At 66.8% G+C, this 17,437-nt stretch carries 27 protein-coding genes; 1 reads left to right on the top strand and 26 read right to left on the bottom strand.

The window, feature by feature from the left end:
* Positions 1–74: 74 nt before the first annotated feature.
* The 26 genes from infA to ACWCP2_RS35580 form a co-directional block, all read right to left on the bottom strand.
* Positions 75–296, bottom strand: coding sequence for a translation initiation factor IF-1 (gene infA / locus ACWCP2_RS35705; protein WP_003956442.1), 222 nt, complete (start codon positions 294–296; stop codon positions 75–77).
* Positions 297–476: 180 nt separating this feature from the next.
* Positions 477–1,328: a type I methionyl aminopeptidase gene (map, locus tag ACWCP2_RS35700; protein ID WP_266912804.1), complete on the bottom strand. Its 852-nt coding sequence runs from the start codon at positions 1,326–1,328 to the stop codon at positions 477–479.
* Between the two features lie 101 nt (positions 1,329–1,429).
* Positions 1,430–2,077: an adenylate kinase gene (locus tag ACWCP2_RS35695; RefSeq protein WP_450912700.1), complete on the bottom strand. Its 648-nt coding sequence runs from the start codon at positions 2,075–2,077 to the stop codon at positions 1,430–1,432.
* Positions 2,077–3,393 (bottom strand): preprotein translocase subunit SecY, encoded by a 1,317-nt coding sequence (gene secY / locus ACWCP2_RS35690; protein ID WP_450912699.1) that lies wholly within the window; start codon positions 3,391–3,393, stop codon positions 2,077–2,079. The genes ACWCP2_RS35695 and secY overlap by 1 nt, the downstream gene beginning before the upstream one ends.
* 186 nt (positions 3,394–3,579) lie before the next feature.
* Positions 3,580–4,035 (bottom strand): 50S ribosomal protein L15, encoded by a 456-nt coding sequence (gene rplO / locus ACWCP2_RS35685; RefSeq protein WP_243333371.1) that lies wholly within the window; start codon positions 4,033–4,035, stop codon positions 3,580–3,582.
* Between the two features lies 1 nt (position 4,036).
* A complete protein-coding gene (rpmD, locus tag ACWCP2_RS35680; RefSeq protein WP_112447741.1) occupies positions 4,037–4,219 on the bottom strand; it encodes a 50S ribosomal protein L30 in 183 nt (60 codons plus the stop codon).
* Entirely contained in the window at positions 4,219–4,821 is a 603-nt protein-coding gene (gene rpsE / locus ACWCP2_RS35675; RefSeq protein ID WP_008739695.1) for a 30S ribosomal protein S5, read from the bottom strand. The genes rpmD and rpsE overlap by 1 nt, the downstream gene beginning before the upstream one ends.
* A gap of 46 nt (positions 4,822–4,867) precedes the next feature.
* Positions 4,868–5,251 carry a 50S ribosomal protein L18 gene (gene rplR, locus ACWCP2_RS35670; RefSeq protein WP_030008471.1) on the bottom strand — a complete coding sequence of 128 codons (384 nt, stop codon included), beginning with the start codon at positions 5,249–5,251 and terminating at the stop codon, positions 4,868–4,870.
* Between the two features lie 2 nt (positions 5,252–5,253).
* Complete coding sequence (gene rplF / locus ACWCP2_RS35665) at positions 5,254–5,793, bottom strand: 50S ribosomal protein L6 (protein ID WP_243333369.1); 540 nt, start codon at positions 5,791–5,793, stop codon at positions 5,254–5,256.
* 20 nt (positions 5,794–5,813) lie between these two features.
* Positions 5,814–6,212 carry a 30S ribosomal protein S8 gene (rpsH, locus tag ACWCP2_RS35660; RefSeq protein ID WP_008739698.1) on the bottom strand — a complete coding sequence of 133 codons (399 nt, stop codon included), beginning with the start codon at positions 6,210–6,212 and terminating at the stop codon, positions 5,814–5,816.
* A 223-nt stretch (positions 6,213–6,435) separates the two neighbouring features.
* Positions 6,436–6,621 (bottom strand): type Z 30S ribosomal protein S14, encoded by a 186-nt coding sequence (locus tag ACWCP2_RS35655; RefSeq protein ID WP_003956452.1) that lies wholly within the window; start codon positions 6,619–6,621, stop codon positions 6,436–6,438.
* Between the two features lie 5 nt (positions 6,622–6,626).
* Entirely contained in the window at positions 6,627–7,178 is a 552-nt protein-coding gene (rplE, locus tag ACWCP2_RS35650) for a 50S ribosomal protein L5 (RefSeq protein WP_030388859.1), read from the bottom strand.
* Positions 7,178–7,501 (bottom strand): 50S ribosomal protein L24, encoded by a 324-nt coding sequence (gene rplX, locus ACWCP2_RS35645; protein WP_215023444.1) that lies wholly within the window; start codon positions 7,499–7,501, stop codon positions 7,178–7,180. Before rplX ends, rplE begins: the two co-directional genes overlap by 1 nt.
* Before the next feature lie 2 nt (positions 7,502–7,503).
* Complete coding sequence (gene rplN / locus ACWCP2_RS35640; RefSeq protein WP_003956455.1) at positions 7,504–7,872, bottom strand: 50S ribosomal protein L14; 369 nt, start codon at positions 7,870–7,872, stop codon at positions 7,504–7,506.
* 124 nt (positions 7,873–7,996) lie between these two features.
* A complete protein-coding gene (gene rpsQ / locus ACWCP2_RS35635; RefSeq protein WP_243333368.1) occupies positions 7,997–8,278 on the bottom strand; it encodes a 30S ribosomal protein S17 in 282 nt (93 codons plus the stop codon).
* Complete coding sequence (rpmC, locus tag ACWCP2_RS35630; protein ID WP_008739703.1) at positions 8,278–8,502, bottom strand: 50S ribosomal protein L29; 225 nt, start codon at positions 8,500–8,502, stop codon at positions 8,278–8,280. The genes rpsQ and rpmC overlap by 1 nt, the downstream gene beginning before the upstream one ends.
* A complete protein-coding gene (gene rplP, locus ACWCP2_RS35625; RefSeq protein WP_030026326.1) occupies positions 8,502–8,921 on the bottom strand; it encodes a 50S ribosomal protein L16 in 420 nt (139 codons plus the stop codon). The genes rpmC and rplP overlap by 1 nt, the downstream gene beginning before the upstream one ends.
* Positions 8,922–8,926: 5 nt before the next feature.
* Positions 8,927–9,769, bottom strand: a complete 843-nt coding sequence (gene rpsC, locus ACWCP2_RS35620; RefSeq protein WP_254387361.1) for a 30S ribosomal protein S3 — start codon at positions 9,767–9,769, stop codon at positions 8,927–8,929.
* Positions 9,769–10,116, bottom strand: a complete 348-nt coding sequence (gene rplV / locus ACWCP2_RS35615) for a 50S ribosomal protein L22 (protein ID WP_007265904.1) — start codon at positions 10,114–10,116, stop codon at positions 9,769–9,771. The genes rpsC and rplV overlap by 1 nt, the downstream gene beginning before the upstream one ends.
* Before the next feature lie 43 nt (positions 10,117–10,159).
* Positions 10,160–10,441, bottom strand: coding sequence for a 30S ribosomal protein S19 (rpsS, locus tag ACWCP2_RS35610; protein ID WP_023539342.1), 282 nt, complete (start codon positions 10,439–10,441; stop codon positions 10,160–10,162).
* A gap of 12 nt (positions 10,442–10,453) precedes the next feature.
* On the bottom strand, positions 10,454–11,290 hold the full coding sequence (gene rplB / locus ACWCP2_RS35605; RefSeq protein ID WP_254387362.1) for a 50S ribosomal protein L2: 837 nt from the start codon (positions 11,288–11,290) through the stop codon (positions 10,454–10,456).
* A 39-nt stretch (positions 11,291–11,329) separates the two neighbouring features.
* Positions 11,330–11,653 (bottom strand): 50S ribosomal protein L23, encoded by a 324-nt coding sequence (rplW, locus tag ACWCP2_RS35600; protein WP_030154694.1) that lies wholly within the window; start codon positions 11,651–11,653, stop codon positions 11,330–11,332.
* Entirely contained in the window at positions 11,653–12,303 is a 651-nt protein-coding gene (rplD, locus tag ACWCP2_RS35595) for a 50S ribosomal protein L4 (protein ID WP_327254486.1), read from the bottom strand. The genes rplW and rplD overlap by 1 nt, the downstream gene beginning before the upstream one ends.
* 4 nt (positions 12,304–12,307) lie before the next feature.
* Positions 12,308–12,952, bottom strand: a complete 645-nt coding sequence (gene rplC, locus ACWCP2_RS35590; RefSeq protein ID WP_266880616.1) for a 50S ribosomal protein L3 — start codon at positions 12,950–12,952, stop codon at positions 12,308–12,310.
* A 14-nt stretch (positions 12,953–12,966) separates the two neighbouring features.
* A complete protein-coding gene (rpsJ, locus tag ACWCP2_RS35585; RefSeq protein WP_003948644.1) occupies positions 12,967–13,275 on the bottom strand; it encodes a 30S ribosomal protein S10 in 309 nt (102 codons plus the stop codon).
* A gap of 468 nt (positions 13,276–13,743) precedes the next feature.
* A complete protein-coding gene (locus tag ACWCP2_RS35580) occupies positions 13,744–15,558 on the bottom strand; it encodes a hypothetical protein (protein WP_450912698.1) in 1,815 nt (604 codons plus the stop codon).
* A gap of 151 nt (positions 15,559–15,709) precedes the next feature.
* Between ACWCP2_RS35580 and ACWCP2_RS35575 the strand changes: the two genes are divergently transcribed.
* Positions 15,710–17,371: a hypothetical protein gene (locus ACWCP2_RS35575; protein WP_450912697.1), complete on the top strand. Its 1,662-nt coding sequence runs from the start codon at positions 15,710–15,712 to the stop codon at positions 17,369–17,371.
* Positions 17,372–17,437: the final 66 nt, after the last annotated feature.

The following is a 17,437-nucleotide window of genomic DNA, read 5'->3' as shown; positions in this document are numbered from 1 at the left end:
GTTGGTGAGGTTCTCCGGGTCAGTGCCACCACCCGCGCCGGGACAGGACGTCCGGACGGGAGTGAAGACAAGATCTACTTGTATCGGTAGACGATCCGGCCACGCGTGAGGTCGTACGGAGAGAGCTCCACGACAACCCGGTCATCAGGGAGGATGCGGATGTAGTGCATGCGCATCTTGCCGCTGATGTGCGCGAGGACCTTGTGACCGTTCTGGAGTTCCACCTTGAACATCGCGTTCGGGAGGGACTCGATCACGGTGCCCTCGATTTCGATGGCACCTTGCTTCTTGGCCACGCTTCGCCTTTCGAATCGGCTACCTTGATCAGCTCCCCGCCTTCGCATGAGGACATGCGGGTGCAAAGGAGCCGACGAGTCAGTCTACGTCAGGGCCTTCCGAAAGACGAATCCGGAAAGTGTGCCCTACAGGATAGATCATCAATCCTGCCCATACCGGTCGGCCCAACGGCTTGTGCGTCAGCCCAGCGGGTCCGGCGCGGTGCTCACGCCGTACTCCGCCAGCTTCGCCTTGCCGCAGTCCGGCGAGGTCAGCACGATCGGACCCTCCTCGGTCAGGGCGATGGAGTGCTCCCAGTGCGAGGACCAGGTGCCGTCCGTGGTGATGACCGTCCAGTCGTCCGCCAGGACCTCCGTCTGGGCGGTGCCCAGCGAGACCATCGGCTCGATCGCCAGGCACAGGCCCGGGACGAGCTTGATGCCCTTGCCCCGCTTGCGCGAGACGTAGTTCAGCAGGTGCGGGTCCATGTGCATCTCGGAACCGATGCCGTGGCCGCCGTAGTCCTCGATGATCCCGAACTTGCCGAGGCTGTGCTCACCCGTGGTGGGGCGCGGCTGCCGCTTGATGTACGTCTCGATCGCCTTCGAGATGTCCACGAGGCGGTTGCCGAGCTTCATGGCGGCGATACCGGCCCACATGGACTCCTCGGTCACCCGGGACAGCTCCACGAGCTCAGGGGCGTGCCCAGAGCCCACGAAGGCGGTGTACGCGGCGTCGCCGTGCCAGCCGTCGACGATCGCGCCGGCGTCGATCGAGATGATGTCGCCGTCCTTGAGGACCGTCTTGTCGTCGGGGATGCCGTGGACCACGACCTCGTTGACCGAGGTGCAGATGGTCGCGGGGAACCCGCCGTAACCGAGGAAGTTCGACTTGGCGCCGGCGTCCGCGATGACCTTGCGGGCCACCATGTCCAGATCCCGCGTCGTGGCGCCCGGCACGGCCGCCTCACGGGTCGCCGCGTGGATCGCCGCGACGACGAGCCCCGCCTCACGCATCTTCGCGATCTGCTCGGGGGTCTTGATCTGGACCATGACGTACCTGCCACCTTCGGATTCGGGTCTTTCAACAGTACGGCCGCGGCGTCCTGGGGACACCGCGGCCGGGGCTGCACTACAGGTGAAACTGCTGCTCGCTACTTCTTCAGGGCGTCCAGCGCGCGCTTGGTGACGTCCTTGACCTCACCCAGGGCCGGGATCGTCGACACGAGGCCCTGGGCCTTGTAGTAGTCGATGATCGGCTCGGTCTGCGTGTGGTAGACCTCCAGCCGGTTGCGCACGGCTTCCTCGGTCTGGTCCTCGCGCACGTACAGCTCGCCGCCGTCGATGTCGCAGACACCCTCGACCTGCGACGGACGGTAGTCCACGTGGTAGATGTGCGCGCTGTCCTTGCGGCAGGTGCGCCGGCCGGCCAGACGCTTCACGACCTCGTCCTCCTCGACCTCCAGGTCGAGGACGGCGTCGAGGTTCATGGCGCCGGCCTTCAGCATCACGTCGAGGGCTTCCGCCTGCGACACGTTGCGCGGGAAGCCGTCGAGCAGGAAACCGCCGGCGGCGTCCGCCTGCTCCATGCGGTCCTTGGCCATCCCGATGGTGATCTCGTCCGGGACGAGGTCACCCGCGTCCATGAACGCCTTCGCACGCCGGCCGAGCTCGGTGCCCTGGCTGATGTTGGCCCGGAACAGGTCGCCCGTGGAGATGTGCGGGATCGACAAGGTCTCGGCAAGCACAGTCGCCTGCGTTCCCTTGCCCGCACCCGGCGGGCCGACGAGGACGATTCGCATCAGCGGAGGAACCCTTCGTAATTACGCTGCTGGAGCTGGCTCTCGATCTGCTTCACGGTTTCCAGACCCACACCCACGATGATCAGGATGCTCGTCCCGCCGAACGGGAAGTTCTGGTTCGCTCCGAAGCCGGCCAACGCCATCGTCGGCACAAGAGCGATCAGACCCAGGTACAGCGACCCCGGCCAGGTGATCCGGTTGAGTACGTAGCTCAGGTACTCGGCGGTAGGCCGACCGGCGCGGATGCCCGGAATGAACCCACCATACTTCTTCATGTTGTCTGCAACTTCCTCGGGGTTGAACGAGATCGCCACGTAGAAGAACGCGAAGAAGACGATCAGGAGGAAGTAGGTGGCGATGTAGTACGGGTGGTCGCCCTTGACGAAGTGCTTGCTGATCCAGGTGGCCCAGCCGGCCTGCGAACCGCTGAACTGGACGATCAGTGCCGGGATGTACAGCAGCGACGAGGCGAAGATGACCGGGATGACACCGGCCTGGTTCACCTTGAGCGGGATGTACGTCGAGGTGCCGCCGTACGCGCGCCGCCCGATCATGCGCTTCGCGTACTGGACCGGGATCCGCCGCTGCGCCTGCTCGACGAAGACCACCAGGGCCACCATCGCGAGGCCGACCAGGATGACCACGCCGAACTCGACCCAGCCGCCCGCGATCTTGCCCTGCTCCTTGATGGCCCACAGGGAGCCGACGAAGCCGGCGGCGATCGAGATGAACATAAGGATCGACATGCCGTTGCCGATGCCCCGGTCGGTGATGAGCTCACCGAGCCACATGACGAGGCAGGTACCGGCGGTCATGGTGAGCACCATGACCACGGTCGTGAAGATCGAACGGTCGGGGACGATCTGGTCCTTGACCATGCAGCTCTGGAAGAGAGCGCCGCTGCGGGCGGTGGCGACGAGGCCGGTGCCCTGCAGGATCGCGAGTGCGACCGTCAGATAGCGCGTGTACTGAGTGATCTTCGCCGTGCCGGACTGACCCTCTTTTTTGAGGTTCTCCAGCTTCGGGATGACCACGGTCAGCAGCTGCAGGATGATGCTCGCCGTGATGTACGGCATGATGCCGAGCGCGAAGATCGTGATCTGGAGCAGCGCGCCACCGCTGAACATGTTGACGAGACCGAAGAGGCTGTTGTTGCCCGCCCCCATCTGGTCCACACAGATCTGAACGTTCTTGTAGCTCACACCGGGTACCGGCACGTGGGAACCGAGTCGGTACAGCGCGATGATGGCGAGCGTGAAAAGCAGCTTCTTGCGCAGGTCGGGCGTCTTGAACGCCCGGGCGAACGCGGTGAGCACGGTGCCTCCTGCGACCCCCGCGCTACTGCGTCAGAGGTGACGGTCTGAGGGATCGACGAATGTGTACAAGCAAAGGTGCAGGCCACCTTACCGGCGTCTGCACCTCCCATGGAACGACCAACCGGGGATGCCCCATATGTGAGGCATCCCCGGTCGGGTTTCTAGCTATTTGTCACTGAGTTCGTCTTAGACGAGCTCGGTCACAGAGCCACCAGCGGCGGCAATCTTCTCCTTGGCGGAGCCGGAAACGGCGTCAACCGAAACCTGCAGCGCCACGGAGATCTCGCCCTGGCCCAGGACCTTGACGAGGCTGTTCTTGCGAACCGCGCCCTTGGCGACCAGGTCGGCCACCGTGACTTCTCCACCCTCGGGGTAGAGAGCGCCGAGCTTGTCCAGGTTCACGACCTGGAACTCGGTGCGGAACGGGTTCTTGAAGCCCTTGAGCTTCGGCAGACGCATGTGGAGGGGCATCTGCCCACCCTCGAAGCGCTGCGGGATCTGGTAGCGGGCCTTCTGGCCCTTCGTACCACGACCGGCCGTCTTACCCTTCGACGCCTCACCACGACCGACACGGGTCTTCGCGGTCTTGGCGCCGGGGGCGGGACGGAGGTTGTGGGCCTTCAGCGGGCTGCTCTCAGCCATGTTAGTCAACCTCCTCAACCGTCACGAGGTGGCGGACGGTGTGAACCATTCCGCGGAACTCGGGGCGGTCCTCCTTGACGACGACGTCGTTCAGGCGCTTGAGCCCGAGCGAACGCAGCGTGTCGCGGTGGTTCTGCTTGCTGCCGATGTACGACTTGATCTGCGTGACCTTGAGGCGAGCCATTACGCACCCGCCCCAGCACGCGCACGGAGCAGAGCCGCGGGAGCGACGTCCTCGAGGGGCAGACCACGGCGAGCCGCGATCTCCTCGGGACGCTGCAGGCCCTTGAGGGCCGCCACGGTCGCGTGCACGATGTTGATCGCGTTGGAAGAACCGAGCGACTTCGACAGGATGTCGTGAACGCCGGCGCACTCCAGAACGGCGCGCACCGGGCCACCGGCGATAACACCGGTACCAGGGGCGGCCGGCTTCAGCAGCACGACGCCCGCGGCGCGCTCGCCCGTGATCGGGTGAGGAATGGTGCCCTGGATGCGCGGAACCTTGAAGAAGGACTTCTTGGCTTCCTCGACACCCTTGGCGATGGCCGCGGGAACTTCCTTGGCCTTGCCGTAACCGACACCTACAGTGCCGTCACCGTCGCCCACCACGACCAGCGCGGTGAAGCTGAAGCGGCGACCACCCTTGACAACCTTGGCGACGCGGTTGATCGCGACAACGCGCTCAACGTAAGCGGTCTTCTCGGCGGCAGGGCCACCGTCGCGACCCTTCCGGTCCCGCCGCTCGCCGCCACCGGCACCGCTTCCGCGGCGCTGGGGTCCAGCCATTGGATTACCTCTCTCTGTTACGTCCGTGAGTCCCGGAAAACGGGGCTTAGAACTTCAGCCCGGCTTCGCGGGCGGCGTCAGCCAGAGCGGCAATGCGCCCGGCGTATCGGTTGCCACCGCGGTCGAACACGACGGTCTCGACACCCGCGGCCTTGGCACGCTCGGCGACGAGTGCGCCGACGGCCTGGGCCTGCGAGCTCTTGTCGCCTTCGCCACCACGGATCGAAGCGTCCAGGGTCGACGCGGACGCCAGGGTGTGACCCTGGAGGTCGTCGATGACCTGAGCAACGATGTTGCGGTTGGAACGCGTCACGACGAGGCGCGGACGCTCCGCCGTACCCGAGACGTTCTTGCGGATGCGGATGTGGCGGCGGGCCTTGGCGGCACGCTTGTACGCGTCGCCCTTGGCGATCTTTACACCGTATGCCATGGCTACTTACCAGCCTTTCCGACCTTGCGGCGGATGACTTCGCCGGCGTACTTGACACCCTTGGCCTTGTACGGGTCGGGCTTCCGCAGCTTGCGGATGTTGGCGGCGACCTCGCCGACCTTCTGCTTGTCGATGCCCTCGACCGAGAACTTGGTGGGCGACTCGACCTTGAAGGAGATGCCCTCGGGCGCCTCGATCAGGATCGGGTGGCTGTAACCAAGCTGGAACTCCAGGTTGGAGCCCTTCGCGGCGACGCGGTAACCGACACCGCTGATCTCAAGAGCCTTCACGTAACCCGTGGTCACGCCGGTGATCATGTTCGCCACCAGCGTGCGGGACAGGCCGTGCAGGGCCTTGTTCTGACGCTCGTCGTTGGGGCGGGTGACGTTCAGAACGCCGTCCTCACCCTTGACGATCTCGATCGGCGCCTTGACGGTGAGCGCGAGGGAACCCTTGGGGCCCTTCACAGCCACTGCCTGGCCGTCGATGGTGACGTCCACACCGGCGGGAACCTGGATGGGGAGCTTGCCGATTCGCGACATTGCTTTTCCTCCGTTCCCGACTACCAGACGTAGGCGAGGACTTCCCCACCTACGCCCTTCTTGCCTGCCTGCTGGCCGGTGAGCAGACCGTGGGACGTGGAGATGATCGCCACGCCCAGGCCGCCGAGCACCTTCGGCAGGTTGGTGGACTTTGCGTACACACGCAGACCGGGCTTCGAGATCCGCTTGATGCCCGCAATGGAGCGCTCGCGGTTCGGGCCGAACTTCAGCTCGAGGACGAGGTTCTTGCCGACCTCGGCGTCCTCGACCTTCCAGCCGGTGATGAAACCCTCCTGCTTGAGGATTTCTGCGATGTGCGACTTGATCTTGCTGTGCGGCATCACGACGGAGTCGTGGTACGCCGAGTTAGCGTTACGCAGACGCGTGAGCATGTCTGCGATCGGGTCAGTCATGGTCATGAAGTGGCCTTCGGCCTCTCTCGCCGGGGTTTCCTGTATGCGCCATCCCTCTCCCCACTCAGTGGCGGGACGGGTGCGGTGCGGGGACCTACGGCGTAGTAAGTCGTTATGGGCGGCGGACGCCCAACCACACAAGCCTAAGGCATGCGCGGCCGGGCATCCGCCGTCCAGATGCTTACCGAGAGTGCCTGGTACCGCTCAAGTCCTTACGGACGAGAGGGAGTTACCAGGAGCTCTTGGTCACGCCCGGCAGCTCGCCACGGTGAGCCATCTCACGAAGGCACACGCGGCACAGGCCGAACTTGCGGTACACGGAGTGGGGGCGACCGCAGCGCTGGCAGCGGGTGTACGCACGCACACCGAACTTGGGCTTGCGGGCAGCCTTCGCGATGAGAGCCTTCTTCGCCATCTCGCTTACGCCTCCTTGAAGGGGAAGCCGAGGTGACGAAGGAGGGCGCGGCCCTCGTCGTCGTTGGTCGCCGTGGTGACCACGGTGATGTCCATACCCCGGGTACGGTCGATCTTGTCCTGGTCGATCTCGTGGAACATGACCTGCTCCGTGAGACCGAAGGTGTAGTTGCCACGGCCGTCGAACTGCTTCGGCGACAGACCACGGAAGTCACGGATACGCGGCAGCGCGAGCGACAGCGTACGGTCCAGGAACTCCCACATGCGGTCACCACGGAGGGTGACGTGGCAGCCGATCGGCTGACCCTCGCGCAGCTTGAACTGCGCGATGGACTTGCGGGCCTTCGTGACGGCCGGCTTCTGACCGGTGATCGTCGTCAGGTCCTTGATGGCGCCGTCGATCAGCTTGGAGTCGCGGGCGGCGTCGCCCACACCCATGTTGACCACGATCTTCACGAGGCCGGGAATCTGCATGACGTTCTCGTAGGAGAACTCTTCACGCAGCTTGCCCGCGATGTCCTCGCGGTACTTCGTCTTGAGTCGCGGAGTGGTAGCCATCAGATGTCCTCACCCGTCCGCTTGGCAACGCGGATCTTGTTGCCCTCGTCGTCGAAGCGGAAACCGACGCGGGTAACGACCTTCTGGCCGTCCTTCTCCACAACCAGCTGAACGTTGCTGACGTGGATCGGCGCCTCGGTGATCACGATGCCACCGGTCTGCGAGCCACCAGCGGTCTGGCCGGCCTTGGTGTGCTTCTTGACCCGGTTGACACCCTCGACGAGGACACGGTTCTCAGTAGGGATGGCCAGAATGACCTTGCCCTGCTTGCCCTTGTCCTTACCGGTGATGACCTGAACCAGGTCGCCCTTCTTGATCTTCATGCTTACAGCACCTCCGGCGCGAGCGAGATGATCTTCATGAACTTCTTCTCGCGCAGCTCACGGCCCACCGGGCCGAAGATACGGGTGCCGCGAGGGTCGCCGTCGTTCTTCAGAATGACGGCGGCGTTCTCGTCGAAGCGGATGTACGAGCCGTCCTGGCGGCGGCGTTCCTTCACGGTGCGAACGATGACCGCCTTGACGACGTCACCCTTCTTCACGTTGCCACCGGGGATCGCGTCCTTGACGGTGGCAACGATGACGTCACCGATGCCCGCGTAGCGGCGACCGGAACCACCGAGAACACGGATGCAAAGGATCTCCTTGGCACCAGTGTTGTCGGCGACACGCAGTCGCGACTCCTGCTGGATCACGTCTATCTCCTGTTTGTCTGCCGGTTCCCGGCGGGGGCATCACTCCGAAGAGCTACCGCCCCCACCGAGCCTGGCGGAACGAACCTGAGGGGCCCCTGGGCTTGCTGCCCAGGGCCTCAGATAATTACTTGGCCTTCTCGAGGATCTCGACGATGCGCCAGCGCTTGCTCGCCGACAGCGGACGCGTCTCCATGATGAGGACGCGGTCGCCGACGCCGGCAGCGTTCTGCTCGTCGTGCGCCTTGAGCTTGTTCGTACGGCGGATGACCTTGCCGTACAGAGCGTGCTTCACGCGGTCCTCGACAGCGACGACGACGGTCTTGTCCATCTTGTCGCTGACGACAAGACCCTCACGGGTCTTGCGGAAGCCGCGGTCAGTCGTCTCAGTCACGTTCTTCTCGCTCATCAGGCGCTCTCCACCGTCTCGATACCGAGCTCACGCTCGTGCATCAGGGTGTAGATGCGAGCGATGTCCTTACGGACGGACTTGAGCCGGCCGTTGTTCTCCAGCTGACCCGTGGCCGCCTGGAAGCGCAGCTTGAACAGCTCTTCCTTGGCCTCGCGCAGCTTGCCAACGAGCTCCTCGTTACCGAGCTCACGCAGCTCGGACGCCTTGGTTCCCGTCGCCATCACGACTCACCTGCCTCGCGCCGAACAATCCGGCACTTCATCGGAAGCTTGTGAGCAGCGCGGGTGAGCGCCTCACGAGCAATCTTCTCGTTCGGGTAGGACAGCTCGAACATGACCCGGCCCGGGTGCACGTTCGCGATCCACCACTCGGGAGAACCCTTACCGGAACCCATGCGGGTCTCGGCAGGCTTCTTCGTCAGCGGACGGTCCGGGTAGATGTTGATCCAGACCTTGCCGCCACGCTTGATGTGGCGGGTCATCGCGATACGAGCCGCCTCGATCTGGCGGTTCGTCACGTAGGCGGGGGTGAGCGCCTGGATGCCGTACTCGCCGAACGAGACCTCAGTACCGCCCTTGGCCATACCGCGGCGCTTCGGGTGGTGCTGCTTGCGGTGCTTGACCCTACGAGGGATCAGCATGTCGGTCAGGCCTCCGTTCCGGTGCTCTCAGCCGGAGCGGCGGCGGGGGCGTCGGCCTTGGGGGCCTCCACACCAGCAGCCTGCTGCGGCTTGCGGCCACCACGGCCGCCGCGCTCGCCACCACGGCCACCACGGCCGGCGGGACGGTCGCCAGCGCCGGCGGCACCACGGGCCGGGCGGTTACCCGCACGGGCCGCAGCGTTCTCGGCGCGAACCTCGGCGATGTTCTTGACGTCGCCCTTGTAGATCCAGACCTTCACACCGATACGGCCGAAGGTGGTCTTGGCCTCGAAGAAGCCGTAGTCCACGTTCGCGCGGAGGGTGTGCAGCGGCACACGGCCTTCGCGGTAGAACTCGGAGCGGGACATCTCGGCGCCGCCGAGGCGACCGCCACACTGGATCTTGATGCCCTTGGCGCCGGCCTTCATCGTGCCCTGCATGCTCTTACGCATGGCGCGACGGAAGGAGACGCGGGAGGAGAGCTGCTCGGCAACGGCCTGCGCGACGAGCTGAGCGTCGACCTCGGGGTTCTTGACCTCGAGGATGTTCAGCTGCACCTGCTTGCCCGTGAGCTTCTCGAGGTCACCGCGGATGCGGTCGGCCTCGGCGCCACGGCGGCCGATGACGATGCCCGGACGTGCGGTGTGGATGTCCACACGCACGCGGTCACGGGTGCGCTCGATCTCAACCTTCGAGATGCCGGCGCGCTCCATGCCGGACGTCATCATCCTGCGGATGGCGACGTCTTCCTTGACGTAGTCCTTGTACAGCTTGTCGGCGTACCAACGCGACTTGAAGTCGGTGGTGATGCCGAGCCGGAACCCGTGCGGGTTTACCTTCTGGCCCATTACCGGGAACCTTCCTTGCTGCTGACGACCACGGTGATGTGGCTGGTCCGCTTGCGGATCCGGTAGGCACGGCCCTGGGCACGCGGACGGAACCGCTTCAGGGTCGGGCCCTCGTCCACGTACGCCTCGCTGATGACCAGCGTGGAGGCGTCCGGGTGGTTGTAGTTGTGTGCGGCGTTGGCGATGGCGCTGTCGAGCACCTTGCCAACCGGCACGCTCGCGGCCTGCGGGGCGAAACGCAGGACCGCCTGAGCCTCCGTGGCATCCATGCCACGGATAAGGTCCACCACTCGGCGGGCCTTCATGGGCGTGACGCGGATGTACCGCGCCTGGGCCCTGGCTTCCATGGTTGTCCCTTCGGTGTAAGTCATAGTCGTAACCACCCCGCCTTTAGCGGCGCTTCGACTTCCGGTCGTCCTTGACGTGGCCGCGGAAGGTGCGAGTCGGCGAGAACTCGCCGAGCTTGTGGCCGACCATCGACTCGGTGACGAACACCGGGACGTGGATCTTGCCGTTGTGCACCGCGATGGTGTGACCCAGCATGGCCGGGATGATCATCGAGCGACGGGACCAGGTCTTGATGACGTTCTTGGTACCGGCTTCGTTCTGTACGTCCACCTTCTTGATGAGGTGTCCGTCGACGAAGGGTCCCTTCTTGAGACTGCGCGGCATCTAAACCCGCTCCTAGCGCTTCTTGTTCGTCTTGCGGCGGCGGACGATGTACTTGCTCGAAGCCTTCTTCGGCGAGCGAGTACGACCCTCCTTCTGACCCCACGGGGAGACCGGGTGACGACCACCGGAGGTCTTACCCTCACCACCACCGTGCGGGTGGTCGACCGGGTTCATCGCGACACCGCGGACGGAGGGGCGAACGCCCTTCCAGCGCATGCGGCCGGCCTTGCCCCAGTTGATGTTCGACTGCTCGGCGTTGCCGACCTCACCGACGGTGGCGCGGCAGCGGGCGTCGACGAGACGGATCTCACCGGACGGCATGCGGAGGTGGGCCATGACGCCCTCCTTCGCGAGCAGCTGCACAGAGGCACCAGCGGAGCGGGCGAACTTGGCGCCGCCACCGGGACGGAGCTCGATCGCGTGGATCGTGGTACCGACCGGGATGTTGCGGAGCGCCAGGTTGTTACCGGGCTTGATGTCGGCCGTGGGGCCGTTCTCAATCCGGTCGCCCTGCTTCAGGTTCTTCGGCGCAATGATGTAGCGCTTCTCACCGTCGGCGTAGTGCAGGAGCGCGATGCGCGCCGTGCGGTTGGGGTCGTACTCGATGTGCGCGACCTTGGCCGGCACGCCGTCCTTGTCGTGACGACGGAAGTCGATCACACGGTAGGCGCGCTTGTGGCCGCCACCCTGGTGTCGAACCGTGATCCGACCGGTGTTGTTACGGCCGCCCTTGCTGTGCAGGGGGCGGACCAGCGACTTCTCCGGCGTGGACCGCGTGATCTCGACAAAGTCGGCGACGCTGGAGCCACGACGGCCCGGGGTCGTCGGCTTGTACTTGCGGATACCCATTTCTCAGTCCTCGTCCGATTCCGGACGACTAGACCTCCGTTAGGAGGCCTGGCCGCCGAAGATGTCGATTCGGTCGCCCTCAGCGAGGGTCACGATGGCGCGCTTGGTGTCGGCGCGCTTGCCAAAACCGGTCTTGGTGCGCTTGCGCTTACCCTGACGGTTGATCGTGTTGACCCCGGTGACCTTGACCCCGAAGACCGCCTCGACGGCCTGCTTGATCTGAGTCTTGTTGGAGCCGGGCGCGACGATGAACGTGTACTTGTTCTCGTCCAGCAGCGCGTAGCTCTTCTCCGAGACAACCGGCTTGATCAGCAGGTCGCGCGGGTCGGTGAAGGTCTTGCTGGTAACGGTCGCCTCAGACATCAGGCGTCGCTCCCTTCGGTCTCATCGGCCTTGGGGCCAGACACGAAGGACTCGAAAGCGGCCTGAGTGAAGACCACGTCGTCAGAGACGATCACGTCGTACGTGTTCAGCTGGCCCGGCTCCAGGATGTGCACCTGGGGCAGGTTGCGGGCGGACAGCCACGCAGCCTCGTCGGCGCGCTCGACGACCAGGAGCACGTTCTTGCGCTCCGAGATCTTGCCGAACAGCGTCTTGGCGGCCTTCGTGGAGGCGGCACCCTCGACCACGCCGGTGACGACGTGGATGCGGGAGTGACGCGCACGGTCCGAGAGGGCACCGCGGAGGGCGGCGGCCTTCATCTTCTTCGGGGTCCGCTGCGAGTAGTCACGCGGCTGCGGGCCGTGGACGACGCCACCGCCGACGAACTGCGGAGCGCGGGTGGAACCCTGGCGAGCGCGGCCGGTGCCCTTCTGGCGGTACGGCTTGCGGCCACCACCACGGACTTCGCCACGACGCTTGGTCTTGTGCGTGCCCTGACGGGCAGCGGCCAGCTGAGCGACGACGACCTGGTGGATCAGCGGAACGCTGGTCTTCGCGTCGAAGATCTCCGCGGGGAGCTCGACGGTACCGGCCTTGTCGCCTGCCGGCGAAAGGATGTCAATGGTGCTCATTAACTCAAGCCCCCTTAACCGCGGTACGGACCAGGACGAGGCCGCCGTTCGGACCGGGGACTGCACCCTTGATGAGGAGCAGACCCTTCTCCGCGTCAACCGCGTGGATGGTCAGGTTCTGGGTGGTGACGCGCTCGTTGCCCATGCGACCGGCCATGCGCATGCCCTTGAAGACACGCCCAGGGGTGGCGCAGCCACCGATCGAACCGGGGGAGCGGTGCTTGCGCTGGACGCCGTGGCCGGCGCCGAGGCCCTTGAAGTTGTGACGCTTCATGACACCGGCGAAGCCCTTGCCCTTGCTGTTGCCCGTGACGTCAACCTTGACGCCGGACTCGAACACGGCAGCCGTGATCTCCTGGCCGAGCGTGTACTCGCTGGCGTCGGAGGTACGGAGCTCCACCAGGTGGCGGCGGGGGGTGACGTCAGCCTTGGCGAAGTGACCCTTGAGGGGCTTGTTCACCTTGCGCGGGTCGATCTCGCCGAAGGCGATCTGGACCGACTCGTAGCCGTCGACGTCGTTCGTACGGACCTGGGTAACAACGCAAGGCCCGGCCTTGACCACGGTCACCGGGACGACACGGTTGTTCTCGTCCCAGACCTGGGTCATGCCGAGCTTCTCGCCCAGGACGCCCTTGATCTGCTTTGCCATCTTTTCCGCGCCTCTCAGAGCTTGATCTCGATGTCAACGCCGGCCGGAAGGTCCAGGCGCATCAGCGAGTCAACGGTCTTGGGCGTCGGGTCGAGGATGTCGATCAGGCGCTTGTGCGTGCGCATCTCGAAGTGCTCGCGCGAGTCCTTGTACTTGTGCGGCGACTTGATGACGCAGTACACGTTCTTCTCAGTGGGCAGCGGCACCGGGCCCGCGACCGACGCACCAGTGCGCGTCACCGTCTCGACGATCTTCTTCGCCGACGAATCGATGACCTCGTGGTCGTAGGCCTTGAGCCGGATGCGGATCTTCTGTCCCGCCATGGCTACTCCGTAGTCCTGTCTGTTGTGGAAACGCTCTGGTCCTCGGCCGGCTGCGGATCTCCCCGCCGTCCCCCTCCGACCCACGCGGTCGGGCGTGTCGCGCTCCCTCTACAGAAAATTCCCATACGGAAATTCCCTCGTCCAAGGGGGCGCGGTCCCAAGACCGCAGATCGGGGGCGAACACCCACCGAGTACCTGGCAGGCACCGTGCTGACGCTTCCCGAAAGATTCCCGTACGTCCGCCCCATTGCTGCCCCGAGGGGCAGGTAGAGCGACGAGTACTGTGGGACTCGCTTCCGGTCCTCCCGGCGGGAGGCGCGCAGCATCGGCACACGGCCGAGCAACTTGAGTAGTCTGCCATACGAGACACGTACCTGGCCAATCGGGCCGAAGAGAATACCTCGCCACGCTGCGTGGTCAAGCTGCACCACGCAGCGGAGTCCCGCGGAGGCCCTTCGGACCGGCGGGTCAGCGGTGGCGCCAGAGCACCCAGCCGTGCTTGCGGCTCGTCTCCGCCACGTACCAGCCCGCGGGCGCCTGCGCCCAGGTGTCCTGCGGCTTCGCGTCCTTCCGGGTCAGGCTCAGGACGGCCGCGTCCGCGGCGGCCGGCGGCTGCTCGCCGCGCTTGAGGTCCCGGGTCCAGACCCGCCCGTCGTAGACCTCGTACCCCTGGGCCATCCGCAGTTCCCAACGGGTGCTCGGGTCCATCACCAGGTTCTCGCCCGGCTCCAGCCGTGCCTCCCTGGCGAAGCCGAGGGCGTCGTACTCGTGCTGCTGGGCGCGCGGGACGGCCACGTGCGAGGTGACCGCCACCGTCGCGTACGTGGCGAACAGGCCCAGTGCCACCACCACGGCCCACACCGCCCGGCGACCGGCGGCCAGCCGCAGCAGCACGCAGACGGCGAACACCAGCAGCCCGCCGGCGAGCGTCCGCCCCATGTGCAGCCGCGTCCAGTCCGCGGCCAGGAACAGCGCGTCGGGCATCGCCCACGGAATGATGGCCCGGTCGGACAGGCCCTTGCCGACCACCAGGACGACGGTCCCGCCCGTGACCACGGTGAACAGCACGGCCGCCGCCACCAGCCGCAGCAGCGCACCGGTCCGCGCCCGGCGCAGCGTCGCCACACCGACCACGAAGAAGGCCGGCACCAGCGGGGCCAGGTAGCGGGCGTAGATCCAGTTGTCGATCCGCGTGTCGCCCGGCAGTCCCGCGGCCGAGGCCAGCGCGATCCCCGCCAGCAGGGCGACCATGACGAAGGAGACCACCCGCGAGGCCCGGGTGAAGCGGGAGCTGAACACCGCGAACAGGCACAGGACGATGGCGAGCGCGCCGAAGCCCCAGGACGAGACCGAGAAGTACCAGAACTGGCCGATCATGCGCGTCACCGTGCGGCGCAGCAGTTCGGGGTCGACGAGGGCGTCCAGGACCTTCGTGCCCACCGAGCTCGGCGGCTGGTCCTTGAACTGCGCCTCCAGCCAGACGGCCAGCAGCCGCGCACCCGCCACGGAGACCGCGAGCCCGCCCCAGGCCGCGAGCACGGCCCGCCGCGGCGCCCACCGCAGGACGAGCGCGCCGAGGAAGACCGCCGCCGTGAGGGCCACCACGACCCCGCCCCGGTCGTGCACCGCCATGGCGTAGCCGGCCAGCAGCCCGGCCCCCGCCCCGTGCCACGCGCGGCGCCGGGCGTCGCCCTCGCTCAGCCAGCCGTGCAGCGTGATCAGCCAGCCGAGCAGGACCACGGGGAACACCGTGTCGGACATGGCGAACTCGGCGTAGAAGACCACCGGCGGCATCACCGCGGCCACCGTGGCGGCCGCGAAGGAGAGCCCCCTGGACAGGTCGAGCCTGCGCAGGGCCGCGTAGGCCAGGAGGAAGACGAGCGCGTTCAGCAGCGTGTTGATGCCCAGGACCAGCTGGTACGCGGTGACCGGGTCGTCCGCGATCCGCAGGGCCGGGGAGACGAGCAGCGGATAGCCGCCGGGGATGACCGAGCCGACCGGCATCTCCGTGGTCGGCCGCCCCGCGAGCACCCGGGCCAGGACCAGGTACGAGGACTCGTCCGCCTGGACCGACGGGTGCGTGCTCCCCCACACCAGGGAGAGCCGCAGCAGCACCTGCGCCGCGTATCCGGCGAGGAGCGCGACCGGCCAGAACCACCGCCGGCCGAGGAGGGAGGTCCGCAGGGCGCGGAGCCGTCCGGACCCGGCCGAAGGCCCGGACCGCCCGGGACCGGACACCGCGTCCACACCGGCTGCACCGGCCGTTTCCGTTCCCGACTGCACCCCTGGCACTTCCCGTTCACTTGAGACCGCGTCCGCGCACGCGGGTGCGGTGGCGGCAGCGGCAACGGTACCAATGGGGGCCGAACGAGGGACTTTGGACAGGCGGCCCGACGTCATGGGAGGCGGCCCCGTGACGGTAAAGTCAACGGACATGACTGTCACCGCTCCCGCGCCCGTCCCGGTAGCCGAGCATCGGGCCCCGAGCGGCTCCAGTGGTCGCATACCCCGCGCGTTCGCCCTCACGGCCGCCGAGGCGGCCGTGTCCGTTTCCGCGGCAATCCTCCTGGTGCTGCTCAGCAAGCGCCTCGACGTGAACCCCATGACGCGGATCGGGCAGGTCAGCGGGCTGGCCGGCATCCAGCTGCGGCTCCTGGTGCTGCTGGCCGCGACCGTCGTCCTCTACCTGGTCCTGAGCCGGTGGATGCCGACCGCGGCGGTACGGATCAGCGCGGCGGCCGTGGCCGGTCTGGCCACCGGTGTCACCGCGAGCGGCAGCGTGGTGGCCCTGCGGGGAACCTCCTGGACGTTCAACGCGTACGGCGGCGACGTCGGCAACCTGCAGCAGTGGGCGTACCACGTCATGGACGGGGTGCCGCTGCTGCCCGAGTACCCGCCCGGCTTCCCGCACGTGCTGGCGTGGGTCTCCCAGCTCTTCTTCGACGGCAACGCCTCGGTCGCCGTCAAGTGGGTCATGATCGGCTTCCTGGCGCTCTCCGGACCGGCGGCCTACCTGGCCTGGCGCATGCTGCTGCCCCCGCTGTGGGCCCTGGGCATCGGCGTCACGGCCTCCCTGCCGCTGATGGAGCCGTACAAGCCCTACTCCCCCGTCGTCCTGATCGTCGTCATCCCCGTGCTGGCCAAGCTCGCGCAGGTGGTGATGGAGTCCGCGAAGTTCGGCCGCAAGCGCTCGCTGGCGATCGGTGCGGGTCTCGGAGCCCTGCTCGCCGCGCTGTTCCTGCTGTACTCGGGCTGGTTCGTGTGGTCCGCGGTCGGCGTGGTCGTGCTCTTCGCCGTGGTCCTGACCGGCCGCGCCCGCTCGGGCGGGAAGCGCGGGCTGGTCGACGCGGTGCTGCCGCTGGCGGCCACCACGGTCGTCTTCCTCGCGCTCGCGGGGCCGTACATGATCCGGCTGCTGCGTGCGAGCGGATCGACCAGGGACACCTACTTCTACTTCGACACCGCCAGCGACCCGGCCTACTTCGCCATGCAGGGCACCGCCTTCCCCGGCCCGCTGCGCTCCCTCGGGTGGCCGCTGCCGGGTGAGCTCGGCGGCGTCGGCCTCTTCACCATCCTGCTGGTGGTCGGCCTGGGCGCGGTCATCGCGCTCGGCCTGCGCCAGCCGCTGGTGCTGACCCTGCTGGCCTGCACCGGCAGCGCCTTCCTGCTGCGCTACTGGTACGCCTCGCACATGTCCGCCGAGGGCGCGGTGCAGCTGTACCCGCGCACCAGCCTGCAGATCGTCTACTGCATGCTCGCGCTGTCGGGCCTGGCCGTGTACCTCGGTGCGCAGCGCATCAAGGCGTGGGCCCGGGCCAACGAGGCGCGGCTCCCCGGCCGGGAGGCCCTCCAGGCCGCCGGCCGCAGGCCCCGCGCCGCCGTGATCGGGGTCCTGGTCGCGCTCGGGCTCCTCTTCGGCTCGGCCGGCTCCGCCACCGCCGACCAGTACATGCCGAGGAAGCCCTCCGAGAACACCCTCGGCACCCTGGGCTGGACGGCGCACGTGACGGGCATGCCCAACGGCAAGTGCTCGAAGTACGCGCCTCGCGGCAAGTGCTCGAAGTACACCCCGCTGCAGCGCACGAACAAGCACTGACGCGGAGCGCACGTACGCGCGCTACGCGAGAACGGCCTGCCGCCGGTCCCAGGACCGGCGGCAGGC

The organism is Streptomyces sp. NPDC002104, from assembly GCF_053593795.1.
Note: the sequence above shows the minus strand (reverse complement) of the source record. Positions and strands in the feature narration are given on the sequence as shown.